Below are 13,808 nucleotides of genomic sequence, written 5' to 3' on the forward strand. Positions count from 1 at the left end.
CACCCCCATGCCGATTTAACTGACCAACCGTGACCACCCCCATTTCACAGACGAAACGTCACCTGAATGCGGAACAGGTACCGGCCGGGGCGGTGCCGGCACCCAGTCGGGGTGGGAGGCATGCCGTGCAGTGGTGACGAATCGTCAGTGAAATCGCAGACTGCACGAATCGTCAGTGAAATCGGGGTGGTGACGAATCGTCAGTGAAATCGGCTGGGGGGGTGGGTTAGGCGAGGCGATCGACGACGAGGTCGGCGAAGGCGGTGAGGGCGCGCTTGGTCGCGGAATCAGGGAGGGCATCGAGTTCGGCGACCGCATCGGCGGCCCAGCGGCGCGCAAGCACCCTGGTCTCGTCGAGCACCTCGTGGCCGCGGAGGCGGTCGAGGGTGGTGGCGCGGACGTCCTCGTCGTCGGAGGCGAGGTCGGCGAGGATGCTGGCGCCGATCTCGTCGATCTCGCCGGCGGCGGCGCGGGCGCGCAGCAACAGCACCGGCATCGTGACCACCCCGGCCCGGAGGTCGGTGCCGGGCTCCTTGCCGAGTGTCTCGGCGTCGGAGACGAGGTCGATGACGTCGTCGGCGAGCTGGAAGGCCACGCCCACCTTCTCGCCGTAGGCGATGGAGGCATCCGTGGCGGTCTCATCGGCCCCTGAGAACAGCGTGCCGTAGCTCGCGGCAGCCGCGATCAGTGACCCGGTCTTGTCGGCGAGGACGTCGATGTAATGCTCGACGGCGTCCTCCCCCTCACCCGGACCGAGCGTCTCGTGCCGCTGGCCCAGCACGAGACGCTCGAACGCCTCGGCCTGGATCCGCACCGCGGCCGGGCCGAGCGTCGACACCATCTGCGACGCCTTGGCGAACAGCAGGTCGCCGACAAGGATCGCGACCGAGTTGCCCCACAGCTGCTGGGCGCTCGGCGCGCCCCGGCGCAGCGGGGCGTCGTCCATGACGTCGTCGTGGTACAGCGTGGCGAGATGCGTCAGCTCGGTCGCCACAGCGGCCGTGCGGACGTCGTCGTTGATGCCGGAGCCGAAGTGCGAGGTCAGCATCACCAGCACCGGGCGCAGGCGCTTGCCACCGGCGTCCATGAGATGGCGTGCCGGGGTCTGCACCAGCGGGTTCGCGTTCGCGGCTGCCTCGGTGAGGCGCCGCTCGACGTCGTCGAGCTCGGCGAGCACCTCCTCCTCGAGTCGGTCGTCGCCCAGCGGCAGGGATGAAGTCACAACAGGAACTTAGACGCCTGCTCGGTGATCGCAAGAATCGGACCCGGCACCACACCGATCAGCACGGTCCCGATCGCACTCACGGCGACCGCCACGGCTGTCAGCCCCTCGCCGCGCACGACCGTGGTCGTGGAGCCGTCCTCGTCAGTGGCAGGCTCGGTGAAGAACATCAGCACGATGATGCGGACGTAGAAGAACGCCGCGGCAGCGGAGGCCAGCACCCCGATCACGACCAGGGGCCAGGCGCCACCCGAGACGGCTGCCGAGAACACCGCGAACTTTCCGGTGAACCCTGCGGTCAGCGGGATACCTGCGAAGGACAGCAAGAACAGCGCGAAGCACACCGCCACCACGGGGCTACGGCGTCCGAGCCCTGCCCACTGCGAGATGTGCGCGGCCTCGCCGGTCACCGTGCCGTCGGCGTCCTGCCGACGCACGATCGCCACCAGCGCGAAGGCGCCGACGTTCGCCAGGCCGTAGCCGAGCAGATAGATCATCGAGGCGCTGAAACCCCGGTTGTCGAGCGCGATGACACCGAGGAGCACGAAGCCGGCGTGCGCGATCCACGAGTACGCCAGCATGCGCTTGATGTCCGTCTGCACGATCGCGACCACCGTGCCGAAGACCATGGTGAGGATCGCCGAGGTCCACAGCATCGGCGCGAGATCCCAGGTCAGGCCGGGCGTCACGACATAGACGAACCGCAGCAGCGCTGCGAACGCCGCAACCTTGGTGCAGGCCGCCAGAAGTCCCAGTGCCGGAGTCGGCGCTCCCTGGTACACATCCGGCACCCAGGCGTGGAACGGCACCGCACCCACCTTGAACAGCAGCCCCACGATCACGAGCGTGCAGCCGGCCAGCAGCAGTCCGTCCATACCCGCGACCAGCGGGACCGCCGTCGCGATGTCCGACAGCCGCACCGACCCCGCGTAGCCGTACAGCAGCGACAGGCCCATGAGGAAGAACGCCGAGGAGAAGGCGCCCATGAGGAAGTACTTCAGGGAGGCTTCCTGCGAGAGCAGGCGACGGCGTCGCGCCAGCCCGGTGAGCAGGTACAGCGGCAGCGACAGCACCTCGAGCGCGATGAACATCGTCAACAGGTCGGCAGCAGCCGGGAAGATGGTCATGCCCGTGACGGCGAACATCGTCAGCGGGAACACCTCGGTCTGCGCCAGCCCCGCGCGGCGCGCCTGGTCCTCGTACTCCGAGCCCGGCACCGCCGCAGCGGTCGGCACGAACGCGTCCTCGCCGCGGTGCCGGTCAGCGAGAGCGAGCAGGCCCAGCAGTGCCACCATCAGCAGCACCGCTTGTGCGACCAGAGCCGGCCCGTCCTCGCGCAGTGCGCCCGCCACGAGCGCACTCGGGCCTTCCGCCTGCACCACGGTCCAGCGCCACGTCACGGCGACCAAGGCACCGGCGATCGCGACTGCCGAGAGCGTCACCTGGATCGTGCGGCGTGGACCACGCGGCGCGAACGCTTCGACGAGGACGCCGATCACGCCGGCTCCCAGGAGGATGAGGATCGGCGTCAGCGCGGCCCACTCGATGTGTGGTGCGACGAACATCAGGCAACCCCTCCGGTCACGAACGCGGCCACGGTCTCAGACAGCGGCGTGAGCACATCGAGCACGGGCGCCGGATAGAAGCCGAGCACGAGCATGGCCGCGATCAGCACGCCCATGACGGTCTTCTCGCGACCGTTGAGATCGGCCATTCCGGCGTGCGCCTCGGACGGCGGGCCGGTGAAGATCCGCTGATAGGCCATGAGGATGTAGAGCGCGGCGAGCACCACGCCGAGCACGGCGACGATCGCCATCCATGGTGCGATCTCGAAGGTCCCGAGCAGCACCAGGTACTCCGGCACGAACCCGGACAGACCCGGGAGTGCCAGCGACGCCAGACCGGAGACGAGGAACGTGCCGGCGAGCACCCGGGTGATCCGCTGCATACCGGAGTACGACCCCAAGTCCTGGGTGCCACCTCGCTGCGTGAGGAAGCCCGCCACGAGGAACATCCCGGCGGTCGAGACGCCGTGGGCGACCATGTAGATCATCGAGCCGGTCACCGCCGTCGAGCTCCCCACGAAGATCCCGAGCACGATGAACCCGAAGTGCGACACCGAGGTGAACGCGATCAGGCGCATCAGATCGCTCTGACCGATCGCGAGCATCCCGCCGTACAGGATCGAGATGAGCGCAAGCACGATGATCACCGGAGCCGCCGCTGCCGCCGCGTTCGGGAACAGCGGCAGACACAGCGCGATCATTCCGAACGTGCCGACCTTGTCGAGTACCCCGACGAGCAGCGTGGACGTTCCCGGTGGTGCCTGCTGCGCAGCGTCGGGCAGCCAGGTGTGTACCGGCCATATCGGCGCCTTGATCGCGAACGCGATGAAGAACCCGAGGAAGATCAGCATCTCGGTCGTGGGCGCCATCGCGACGGCGCTGGCCACGTTGTCGAGCAGGAACGCCTGCGGCCCTTGATCGGTACCGAGGATGAAGTACGCGACCACGGCCGCGAGCATGATCAGACCGCCGGCCAGTGAGTACAGCAGGAACTTGACTGCCGCGTACCTGCGGTTCGGCCCGCCGTAGACCCCGATCAGGAAGTAGACCGGGATCAGCATCGCTTCGAAGACGACGTAGAAGACGAAGATGTCCCGCGCTGCGAAGACCGCGATCATCAGCGCCTCGAGCACCAGGATCAGCGCGATCCAGCCGGCGCGCCGGTAATCGAGGGCCTTGCGCGCGGCGCCCTCCGCCGAGTCCTCGAGACCGGCGGGCAGCCTGACCTCGTTCCAGCCCGCGACGATCACGACGGGGACCAGCAGCGTGGCCAGCAGCACCATCACGAGACCGAGGCCGTTGATGCCGACGGCGTAGCTCGCCCCGAAGTCCGGGATCCAGCTCGCCACCTGCGCGAACTGGATGTCGGCGGCGGCGTCGATGTCGAAGCCGACCGCGAGTGCGACCGCTCCGGCGAGCACGAGCGCACTCGTGATCAGGCCGATCGGGCGGGCCAGGCGGCGCAGCGGCGGCACCAGCCACACGAGTGCCGCCACCAGGGCCGGCACGAGGATGAGGACGGTCAGCGGGGACTGTCCGAGAAGTTCCTGGGGCATGTTCTGTCTCTCTCCCGGTCTTCCCGCTCAGATCCGTGCCACGAGCACGATGGCGAGGACAAGGACCACACCGATGGACATGATGGCGCTGTAGCTGCGGACGTGACCGTTCTGCAGCCTTCGTAGCCACTCCCCCAGCCCGGCGACGCCCTCGCCCAGGCCGGTGACCGCACCATCGACGACGGCGGTGTCGGCATACGTCAGGGTGCGCACCGCATGCGTGCCCGGGCGGGCGAAGATCGCCTCGTTGACCGGGTCCTGGTAGAGGTCGCGACGCGCCGCACGGGTGAGCACCGACCCCGTGGGCGGAGTCACTGGCACATCCGACGCCCAGTATTGGCGCCAGGCGAGCAGCACGCCCACGAGCATGAGGGCGATCGTGGCACCCATGATCACCGGGATCGGGATCACCGGGTCGTGGTGCTCCACCGGCCCGGTCACCGGCGACAACCAGTGGAAGAACCGCTCGCCCACCATGAGGAAGCCACCGAGCCCGAGAGAGCCGACCGACAGCACGATCATCGGCACCGTCATCAGCAGCGGCGACTCGTGCGGGTGCTGCTCAGCGCCCGGCTGCTCGTTCTTCCCGTCGTTCCAGCGGACCTTGCCGTGGAACGTCATGAAGAACAGGCGCGACATGTAGAACGCGGTGATGCCGGCGGCGAGCAGCGTCACGGTGCCGAACACCCACGGCTGCCAGCCCTCGCCCACGAACGCGGCCTCGATGATCTTGTCCTTGCTCCAGAAGCCGGACAGACCGGGGAATCCGATGATCGCGAGCCAGCCGAGGCCGAAGGTGATCCAGGTGATCTTCATGTACGTGCTCAGTCCTCCGAACCCGCGCATGTTGACCTCGTCCTTCATGCCGTGCATGACGGAACCGGCGCCCAGGAACATCCCGGCCTTGAAGAAGCCGTGCGTGAGCAGGTGGAAGATCGCGAACGCGTAGCCGACCGGCCCGAGGCCTGCGGCCAGCATCATGTAGCCGATCTGCGACATCGTGGAGGCGGCCAGCGCCTTCTTGATGTCGTCCTTCGCGCAACCCACGATCGCACCGAACAACAACGTGATGGCGCCGACGATGACCACGAGGAGCTGCGCCGTCGGACTCGCCTCGAAGATGGCGCCCGAGCGGACCACGAGATAGACACCCGCAGTGACCATGGTGGCGGCGTGGATGAGCGCCGAGACCGGTGTGGGTCCCGCCATCGCATCGCCCAGCCAGGCCTGCAGCGGGAACTGCGCCGACTTGCCGCACGCGCCGACCAGCAGCGCGATGCCGATGACCGTGGCCCAGCCCTCGCTGAGGCCCGGCGCCGCCGCGAACACGGCGTCGAACTCGACCGAGCCGACGCTCGCGAACATCGCGCCCATCGCGATGATCAGGCCCATGTCACCGACACGGTTCATCACGAACGCCTTCTTGGCGGCGACCGCGTACTCGGTGCGCTGGTTCCAGAACCCGATCAGCAGGTAGGACGCGAGACCCACACCCTCCCAGCCGACGAACAGCAGCGCGAACGAGTCCGCGAGCACCAGGATCAGCATCGCCGCGATGAACAGGTTGAGGTAGGCGAAGAAGCGGCGCCGGTCGTCGTCGTGCTCCATGTACGCGACCGCATAGATGTGGATCAGCGTGCCCACGAAGGTGATCAGTACGAGGAACGTGGCGGAGAGCGGGTCCACCAGGAAGCCTGCGTCGACACTCAGCTCCCCTGCGGGGATCCACGAGAACAGATGCACGTCCACCGCGCGGTCCTCCGCGCCGCGGCCGAGCAGCCCGAACAGGATGACGAACGCCAGCACGGCGGAGGCGGTGGAGGCCAGCACGCCAAGCCAATGGCCCCAGGCGTCGGTGCGCCGGCCGAGTACCAGCAGCAGACCGGCGCTCAGCAGCGGGATCGCCACGATGCCGATCGCAGCAAGATCGAGGTTCATCTGCGCGCCTCAGCTCTTGAGCAGGCTGGCGTCGTCGAGCGACACGGACCTGCGGGTTCGGAAGATGGACACGATGATCGCCAGTCCGATGACCACCTCGGCGGCGGCGACGACCATCACGAAGAAGGCGATGACCTGACCGGTGAGGTCCCCGTGCATGCGAGCGAACGTCACCAGTGTCAGGTTCGAGGCGTTGAGCATCAGCTCGACACCCATGAACGCGACGATGGCGTTGCGGCGCACCAGCACCGCGACGGCACCGATCGAGAACAGGATGCCGGAGAGCACCAGGTAGTTGAGGAGGCTCACTGCTCGAGCTCCTTCCGCTCGTCGGCGTTCGCAGCTGTGACGGACTCCGGGTCCTCGCCCTGTCCGTAGGGGCGGCCGGCATCAGCGAACTCGTCCTCGCTGGGCAGGTGCGACTCCTGCCCGCGGATCCGCAGCACGGAGGTGATCGAGGCATCCACGGGCTCCCCTGCCGCGTCGATCGCGGGCATGTCTGCGGAGTTGTGGCGTGCGTAGATGCCCGGGCTCGGCCGGTTGGTGAAGATCGCCGAGCTCGCGCCGGCGCCGTAGGCCTTGAGCTTGGCGCTGGCCATCTCCTTCTGCCCGATCTTGGGGCCCAGCCGCACCCGATGCGTCAGGGTCAGTGCGCCCACCGCTGCGGTGATCAGCAGCGCGCCCGTGAGCTCGAACGGGAACACGAAGTCGCTGAACAGGATCCGGGCGAGGGCGACCGCGTTGGTGTCGGCGTTCGCCTCCGCCAGTCCGACAGGCGCCGGGAGCGCGGCCCGGGTGGTCGCCGATCCGAGGAGAACGAGCAGCCCGAGTCCGGCGAGTGCCGCGATCCACCGCTGCCCGGCGAGTGTCTCCTTGAGCGACTCCTTGGTGTCGACACCGATCAGCATGATGACGAAGACGAACAGCATCATCACGGCGCCGGTGTAGACGACTACCTGCGCGACCCCGAGGAACGTGGCCTCGTTCGCGATGTACATGATCGCGAGCCCCACCATGACACCTGCGATCGAGACCGCGATGTGCACGGTCTTACGCGCGAACAACAGCGAGAGCGCACCCAGCACCATCAGTGGCGCGAGGATCCAGAACAGGACCGCTTCGCCGCTGGAGATCGTCAGCTCGTTCACCGCTTTGCCTCCGCGGACTCCCGCTGTGCGCGCTCGGCGGCGGCCGCGGCCTTCTCCAGCGACGGGTCGTCCGGGCGGTTCTGGCGCACCCAGTCGACCTCGTCCTGCGTGGGACCGGTGACCTCGCCGCGGTAGTAGTCGCCGTCGGTGGTGCCCTTGGCCATCGGGTGCGGTGCGGCGAGCATGCCCTCACGTAGCGGCGCGAGCAGATCGTCCTTGGTGAAGATGAGGTCGCTGCGGGTCTGGTCGGCGAGCTCGAACTCGTTGGTCATCGTGAGCGCCCGGGTGGGGCAGGCCTCGATGCAGAGCCCGCAGAAGATGCACCGCAGGTAGTTGATCTGGTAGACGCGCCCGTAGCGCTCACCCGGCGAGTACTGCGCCTCGGGCGTGTTGCTCGCGCCCTCGACGAAGATCGCGTCCGCCGGGCAGGCCCACGCGCACAGCTCGCACCCGATGCACTTCTCGAGCCCGTCCGGGTGTCGGTTGAGCTGGTGCCGCCCGTGGAACCGCGGCTCGACAGGCGCCTTCTCGCGCGGGTACTGCTCGGTGACGACCGGCTTGAACAGCGTCGCCATCGTCACCCCGAACCCGGCCACCGGCGCCACGAACGCCTCCACGGCGTTCTTGGGATCCGGGATCAGGTCGGCTGCGGGTGTGCCGGTGACCTCGCCGATGCCGAGGCCGCGTGCCGCGGGCTTCTCGACGGCGGTGCCTGGGTTCTCGTCGGCGGCGCCGCCCTCGGGCGGCGTCGGTGTGGTCTCGTCGCTCACTTCTCGTCCTCCCCTGCACCCTCAGCCGGGGTGGCTGCCGGTGCGGCGGCTGGTGTGGTGACGCGCGCGCGGCGCGGTGACGGCGGGAGCTTCTGGCCCGGCAGCGGCGGCACCGGGAAGCCGCCGGCGAACGCGTCGAACTGCTCCCCCTTGGTGCGCTTCTTCCTGCCGGGTTTACCCGCCACGGCCTTGGCAGGCTTGGGCTCCTCCTCGCCCGGGAACAGCAGCATCAGCGCCGCGATGACCACGAGGCCACCCACCACGCCGAGCAGCAGCTGCCGCCACTCGAGCGTGAGGAACTCGCCGCCGAAGCTGAGTAGCGGGTCGGGCCCGGTCGACAGGCCCTTGAGGACCGCGTAGAAGACCACGGTCACCAAGCCGGCCGGGATCAGCACCTTCCAGCCGAAGTTCATGAACTGGTCGTAGCGGAACCGCAGCAGCGTGCCGCGGACCCACACGAAGAACGCCATCAGCAGCCACAGCTTGGCGAGGAACCACAGCACGCCCCACCAGCCGGTGTCGAACATGCCCAGGCCGGTCACCGGATCCGGGTTGATCAGGCCGATGCCGAACGGCGCGCGGTAGCCGCCGAGGAACAACGTGACTGCCACGGCGGAGACGTTGAGCATGTTGATGTACTCGGCGAGGAAGAACCAGGCGAACTTCATCGAGGAGTACTCGGTGTGGAAGCCGCCGACCAGCTCGCCCTCGGCCTCGGGGAGGTCGAACGGCAGGCGGTTGGTCTCGCCGACCATCGAGATCACGTAGAGCACGAAGGCCGGCAGCAGGGTGAACGCCCACCAGGTGTTCTGTTGCGACCCGACGATCTGCGACGTGGACATCGAGCCGGCCCACAGGAACACGCTGACCAGCGCAAGGCTCATCGCGAGCTCGTAGGAGATCACCTGGGCGGTCGAGCGCACGGCGCCGAGCAACGGGTAGATCGAGCCCGAGGCCCAACCGCCGAGCACGATGCCGTAAACGCCGAGCGCGGTGATCCCGAGGATGTACAAGACCGCGACCGGGAAGTCGGTCATCTGGAGCGGCGTGACCACACCGAAGATGCTGACCTCGGGTCCGAACGGGATCACGGCGAACACCATGAAGGCGCAGAACACCGAGATCACCGGGGCGATCAGGTAGATCACCTTGTCAGCCGCCTTGACGGTGATGTCCTCCTTGAGCAGGAGCTTCATCGCATCGGCGAGAGACTGCAGCAGGCCGAACGGACCGTTCCAGTTCGGGCCGGAGCGCTGCTGGAACCGAGCGACGAGGCGTCGCTCGAACCAGATCGCGAAGAGCACGGACAGCAGCAGGAAGACCAGGATCACGACGGCCTTGATGATCGTGATCCAGATCGTGTCGTTGCTGAAGTCCGCGATGGGCGCCGGGTTCATCGGACGACCTCCCCGTTGGTGGCGCGCGCGGCGGCCGCGAGGCGGACGGAACCGCCCGACCCGACCCCGAGCATCCGGTACAGCGACGATCCCGGTGAGTGCAGCGGCAGCCACACCACGTGATCGGGCATCGGCGTCACCAGCACCGGGAGCGTGATCGAGCCGAGCGGCCCGGTCACGATGAGCCGGTCGCCATCGGCGGCGCCGAGGTTGGCCGCGGCGTCGGGCGAGATCCGCGCCACGGGGCGGTGCGCGGTCCCCGCGAGATACGGCTCGCCGTCCTGACCGCGGGCCGCATCGAGGAGCAGCCGCCAGGTGGCGACCGTGTACTCGCCGTCGGCTGGTGCCGCGAGGGCTGTCGGGTCGACCGCCGGTGCAGGCTGACGGGCGCCGTCCCAGGCGGCGATCTCGCTCAGCTCGCGGTGCACTGACTCGAGCGAGTCGGTGCCGAGCTCGACGCCGATGGCGGCGGCCAACATGCCGAGCACCTGCGCATCCGACCGCGCGCTGGTGGCGAACACCTGCGCGAACGGGCGGGGGCGTCCCTCCCAGGTGAGGAACGTGCCGGCCTTCTTCGTGGGCGGGGCGACCGGCAGCACCACGTCGGCGTATCGACTCAGGGCCGAGGTGCGGACCTCGAGCTGCACCACGAAGCCGGCGTCACGGACTGCCCGCTCGGCCTCACCGGCCGCCGGCAGGTCCTCGACGTCGACGCCGCCGAGCAGCAGCCCGGCGAGCTCACCGGAGCCCGCGGCCCGCAGGATCGCGCCGAGGTCGCGGCCCTCCTCGGCCGGGAGCGTGGCGTCCGCGTCGAGACCCCACGCCGTGGCGAGGTCCACCCGTGCTTCGGCGTCGGTGACCGGGCGTCCACCGGGCAGCAGCCCCGGTAGCAGCCCCACCTCGACGGCGCCACGGTCACCGGCGCGCCGTGGCACCCAGGCGAGCCGGGCACCGGTGGCCTTCGCCAGGGCGAGCACGGCCGAGAGACCGCCCGGCACCTGCGCGAGGCGCTCACCGACGAGGATCACGGCACCATCGGCCGCCAGCGCATCACGCAGCTCACCGTGCTCGTCGGCACCTCCGGCGATCGCACCGAGCGTCGCCGCCTCGGCGCCGGGAGCCGTGGGGACCACCGTGGCGCGCACCTTGGTGGAGCCACGGGTCGCGAACGGCGCCAGAGTCGTCACCGCAGTCTTCTTGGCGAGCACCGACTTGCGCAGCCGCAGGAAGATCGTGCCCGCCTCGTCCTCGGGCTCGAGCCCCACCAGCAGCACATGCGATGCGGACTCCAGGTCCGCGAACGTGACGCCCATCGGCGTGCCGGCCACGGCATGGCCGAGGAACTCGGCCTCCTCCGCGCTCGCGGCGCGAGCGCGGAAGTCCACGTCGTTGGTGCCGAGCACCACCCGAGCGAACTTGGACCATGCGTAGGCGTCCTCGAGTGTCAGGCGGCCTCCGGGGAGAACTCCGACACCGCCGTCGGCAGCTGCCTCGGCGAGCCCCTGGGAGGCGAGCGCAATCGCCTCGGACCAGCTCGTGGGGACCAGTTCTCCGGTCTCCTCGTCGCGGACCAACGGGGTCTCGACGACGTCGGGGAGCGCCTGCCAGGTAAACGCGAAGCGGTCCTTGTCGGTGATCCACTCCTCGTTCACGGCCGGGTCGTCGCCAGCGAGCCGGCGCAGCACCACGTCGCGGCGGTGGTCGATGCGGATCGCGGAGCCGCACGCGTCGTGCTCGGCGACCGACTCGCTCGAGACCAGGTCGAACGGGCGGGAGCGGAACCGGTAGGTCGCGGACGTGAGCGCACCCACCGGGCAGATCTGGATCGTGTTGCCCGAGAAGTACGAGGCGAACGGGCGACCGGTCGCGTCGAGCTCGGACGAACCGACCGTGTACGAGATACCCGAGAGCAGCCCGGCCTCGCCGCCAGGGCCGACCATCGCATCGGTCACCGGGACCTCGCGGGCGTCGTCCCCGAACGCGGAGAAGCCCAGCACGCCCTCGTCGAAGCCGCCGATCTGCTGCGGCAGCATGCCGTGCTCGGCACCGCCGGGAGCGCCACCACCACGACCCTGCAGGTCGATGAACGGGTCGCCCGCGATCTCCGCCTGGAACCGGGTACAGCGCTGGCACAGGATGCAGCGGTCGCGGTCCAGCAGGATCTCGGTCGAGATCTTGATCGGCTTCGCGTAGGTGCGCTTGACGTCGGTGAACCGCGACGTGGCGCGGCCGTTGCTCATCGCCTGGTTCTGCAGCGGGCACTCGCCGCCCTTGTCGCAGACCGGGCAGTCGAGCGGGTGGTTGATGAGCAGCAGCTCCATCACGCCGTGCTGGGCCTTGTCGGCCACCTCGGAGGTGCGCTGCGTGCTCACCACCATGCCGGGCGAGACCTCCATCGTGCAGGAGGCCTGCGGCTTCGGCATCTCGCGGACGTTGCCCTCGCGGTCCGGCGTGGCCACCATCACCAGGCACTGGCGGCAGGCCCCGGCGGGCTTGAGCAGCGGGTGGTCGCAGAAGCGCGGGATCTGGATCCCGATCTGCTCGGCTGCACGGATGATCAGGGTGCCCTTGGGCACGCTGACCTCGACGCCGTCGATCGTGACGTCGATGCCTTCGACCTCGGCGGGGGCGCCGGGCTTCGGCGTAGCGGTGGCGGTCATCGGGCGGCTCCGGCCAGCTCGGTGAACAGGGCGTTCGCCCCGTACGGGAAGAGCTCCCAGGCAGGCGTGTGCATGCCCTGCTCGAACTCCTCACGGAAGTGCTTGATGCCACTCTTGACCGGCGTCGCCGCGGCGTCGCCGAGCGCACAGAACGAGCGGCCCTCGATGTTGTTCGCGACGTCGAGCAGCAGGTCGACGTCACCCTCGCGGCCCTGCCCGGCCTCGAGGCGGTGCAGCACCTGACGCAGCCAGTAGGTGCCCTCACGGCACGGGGTGCACTTGCCGCAGGACTCGTGGCTGTAGAAGTCCAGCCAGCGGGTCACGCAGCGCACGACCGACACAGTCTCGTCGAAGATCTGCAGCGCGCGGGTGCCGAGCATGGAGCCGGCGGCGGCCACGGAGTCGAAGTCGAGCGGGGTGTCGAGGTGCTCGGCGGTGAAGATCGGAGTGGAGCTGCCGCCCGGGGTCCAGAACTTGAGCTGGTGACCATCGCGGATGCCGCCGGCGAGCTCGAGCAGCTCGCGCAGCGTGATGCCGAGCGGCGCCTCGTACTGACCGGGGCGGGTGACGTGACCCGAGAGCGAGAAGAAACCGTGGCCCTTGCTCTTCTCGGTCCCCATCGAGGAGAACCAGTCGATGCCGCCGCGGATGATGCCGGGCACGGAGGCGACCGACTCCACGTTGTTGACCACGGTCGGCCGCGCGTACAGACCCGCGACGGCGGGGAACGGGGGCTTCAGGCGAGGCTGGCCACGGCGGCCCTCGAGCGAGTCGAGGAGCGCGGTCTCCTCACCGCAGATGTACGCGCCGGCGCCGGCGTGCACGGTGATCTCCAGGTCGTAGCCGGTGCCGAGGATGTTCGTACCCAGCAGCCCGGCCTCGCGCGCCTCTCGGACCGCGGCGAGCAGCCGGCGGTACACGTGCACGACCTCGCCGCGCAGGTAGATGAAGGCGTGGTTGGACCCGATCGCGAAGCTGGTGATCGCAATGCCCTCGATCAGCGCATGCGGATTGGCCAGCATCAGCGGGATGTCCTTGCACGTGCCGGGCTCGGACTCGTCGGCGTTGACCACGAGGTAGCGCGGGCCGCCGTCCGGCGGAGGCAGGAACGACCACTTGAGGCCGGTCGGGAAGCCGGCGCCGCCGCGTCCGCGCAGGCCCGAGTTCTTCACGGTGTCCACGAGGCTCGCAGGGTCCTGGCGCAGCGCGTACTTCCAGGCGTCGTAGCCGCGGTGGTCGCTGTAGGTGGCCAGCGTCCACGGCCGGTCGGCATCCCAGATGTCCGAGAGCACCGGAGCGAGCGGTGCGGTGGTCTGCTCGGTCATGACTCGTCCTCCTGGTCGGGCGCGGTCACGGTGTCGGGGTCGGAGTCACCTTCGGTGGTCTCCTCGCGCTCGGCGCTGGAGCCGACCTCACCGACCGGCTCGGTGCCGGCTGCCTCGGCGGCGGGCGTGGCCTCGTCGAGCGCGATCCGCGCAGGGTCGACGGCGGGAGCCGTCCAGTCACGCTCGCGCGCCAGGCGCGTGCCGCGCACGGTCGCCTCGCCGGCGCC

Annotated in this window: 10 protein-coding genes and 1 pseudogene; all 11 read right to left on the reverse strand. The window is 69.2% G+C overall.

Features of this window, described 5'->3' with window-relative positions; translation table 11 throughout:
- Positions 1 to 226: 226 nt before the first annotated feature.
- Positions 227 to 1,222, reverse strand: coding sequence for a polyprenyl synthetase family protein (locus ACOJSN_RS01170; RefSeq protein ID WP_420110677.1), 996 nt, complete (start codon positions 1,220 to 1,222; stop codon positions 227 to 229).
- On the reverse strand, positions 1,219 to 2,787 hold the full coding sequence (gene nuoN / locus ACOJSN_RS01175; RefSeq protein ID WP_420110678.1) for an NADH-quinone oxidoreductase subunit NuoN: 1,569 nt from the start codon (positions 2,785 to 2,787) through the stop codon (positions 1,219 to 1,221). Before nuoN ends, ACOJSN_RS01170 begins: the two co-directional genes overlap by 4 nt.
- Positions 2,787 to 4,343, reverse strand: coding sequence for an NADH-quinone oxidoreductase subunit M (locus ACOJSN_RS01180; protein ID WP_420110679.1), 1,557 nt, complete (start codon positions 4,341 to 4,343; stop codon positions 2,787 to 2,789). The genes nuoN and ACOJSN_RS01180 overlap by 1 nt, the downstream gene beginning before the upstream one ends.
- Positions 4,344 to 4,370: 27 nt before the next feature.
- Complete coding sequence (gene nuoL / locus ACOJSN_RS01185; RefSeq protein ID WP_420110680.1) at positions 4,371 to 6,281, reverse strand: NADH-quinone oxidoreductase subunit L; 1,911 nt, start codon at positions 6,279 to 6,281, stop codon at positions 4,371 to 4,373.
- A gap of 9 nt (positions 6,282 to 6,290) precedes the next feature.
- Positions 6,291 to 6,590, reverse strand: coding sequence for an NADH-quinone oxidoreductase subunit NuoK (gene nuoK, locus ACOJSN_RS01190; protein WP_420110681.1), 300 nt, complete (start codon positions 6,588 to 6,590; stop codon positions 6,291 to 6,293).
- Positions 6,587 to 7,429, reverse strand: a complete 843-nt coding sequence (locus ACOJSN_RS01195) for an NADH-quinone oxidoreductase subunit J (RefSeq protein ID WP_420110682.1) — start codon at positions 7,427 to 7,429, stop codon at positions 6,587 to 6,589. The genes nuoK and ACOJSN_RS01195 overlap by 4 nt, the downstream gene beginning before the upstream one ends.
- Positions 7,426 to 8,004 (reverse strand): NADH-quinone oxidoreductase subunit NuoI, encoded by a 579-nt coding sequence (nuoI, locus tag ACOJSN_RS01200; RefSeq protein ID WP_420110686.1) that lies wholly within the window; start codon positions 8,002 to 8,004, stop codon positions 7,426 to 7,428. Before nuoI ends, ACOJSN_RS01195 begins: the two co-directional genes overlap by 4 nt.
- A 191-nt stretch (positions 8,005 to 8,195) precedes the next feature.
- Positions 8,196 to 9,596 carry an NADH-quinone oxidoreductase subunit NuoH gene (gene nuoH, locus ACOJSN_RS01205; protein WP_420110683.1) on the reverse strand — a complete coding sequence of 467 codons (1,401 nt, stop codon included), beginning with the start codon at positions 9,594 to 9,596 and terminating at the stop codon, positions 8,196 to 8,198.
- Positions 9,593 to 12,256 carry an NADH-quinone oxidoreductase subunit G gene (locus ACOJSN_RS01210; RefSeq protein ID WP_420110684.1) on the reverse strand — a complete coding sequence of 888 codons (2,664 nt, stop codon included), beginning with the start codon at positions 12,254 to 12,256 and terminating at the stop codon, positions 9,593 to 9,595. Before ACOJSN_RS01210 ends, nuoH begins: the two co-directional genes overlap by 4 nt.
- Entirely contained in the window at positions 12,253 to 13,581 is a 1,329-nt protein-coding gene (nuoF, locus tag ACOJSN_RS01215; RefSeq protein ID WP_420110685.1) for an NADH-quinone oxidoreductase subunit NuoF, read from the reverse strand. The genes ACOJSN_RS01210 and nuoF overlap by 4 nt, the downstream gene beginning before the upstream one ends.
- Positions 13,578 to 13,808 (reverse strand): annotated as a pseudogene (locus ACOJSN_RS01220) (NADH-quinone oxidoreductase subunit NuoE); the annotation flags it as partial. The gene nuoF and the pseudogene ACOJSN_RS01220, both read right to left, overlap by 4 nt.

The organism is Pseudactinotalea sp., assembly GCF_048594945.1.
In the GTDB taxonomy this organism is placed as follows: Bacteria; Actinomycetota; Actinomycetes; order Actinomycetales; family Beutenbergiaceae; genus Pseudactinotalea.

Coding starts and splice junctions, on each gene's coding strand:
- nuoN (WP_420110678.1), bottom strand. CDS start 2,787: ATGTTCGTCGCACCACACATCGAGTGGGCCGCGCTGACGCCGATCCTC.
- ACOJSN_RS01180 (WP_420110679.1), bottom strand. CDS start 4,343: ATGCCCCAGGAACTTCTCGGACAGTCCCCGCTGACCGTCCTCATCCTC.
- nuoL (WP_420110680.1), bottom strand. CDS start 6,281: ATGAACCTCGATCTTGCTGCGATCGGCATCGTGGCGATCCCGCTGCTG.
- nuoI (WP_420110686.1), bottom strand. CDS start 8,004: ATGGCGACGCTGTTCAAGCCGGTCGTCACCGAGCAGTACCCGCGCGAG.
- nuoH (WP_420110683.1), bottom strand. CDS start 9,596: ATGAACCCGGCGCCCATCGCGGACTTCAGCAACGACACGATCTGGATC.
- ACOJSN_RS01210 (WP_420110684.1), bottom strand. CDS start 12,256: ATGACCGCCACCGCTACGCCGAAGCCCGGCGCCCCCGCCGAGGTCGAA.
- nuoF (WP_420110685.1), bottom strand. CDS start 13,581: ATGACCGAGCAGACCACCGCACCGCTCGCTCCGGTGCTCTCGGACATC.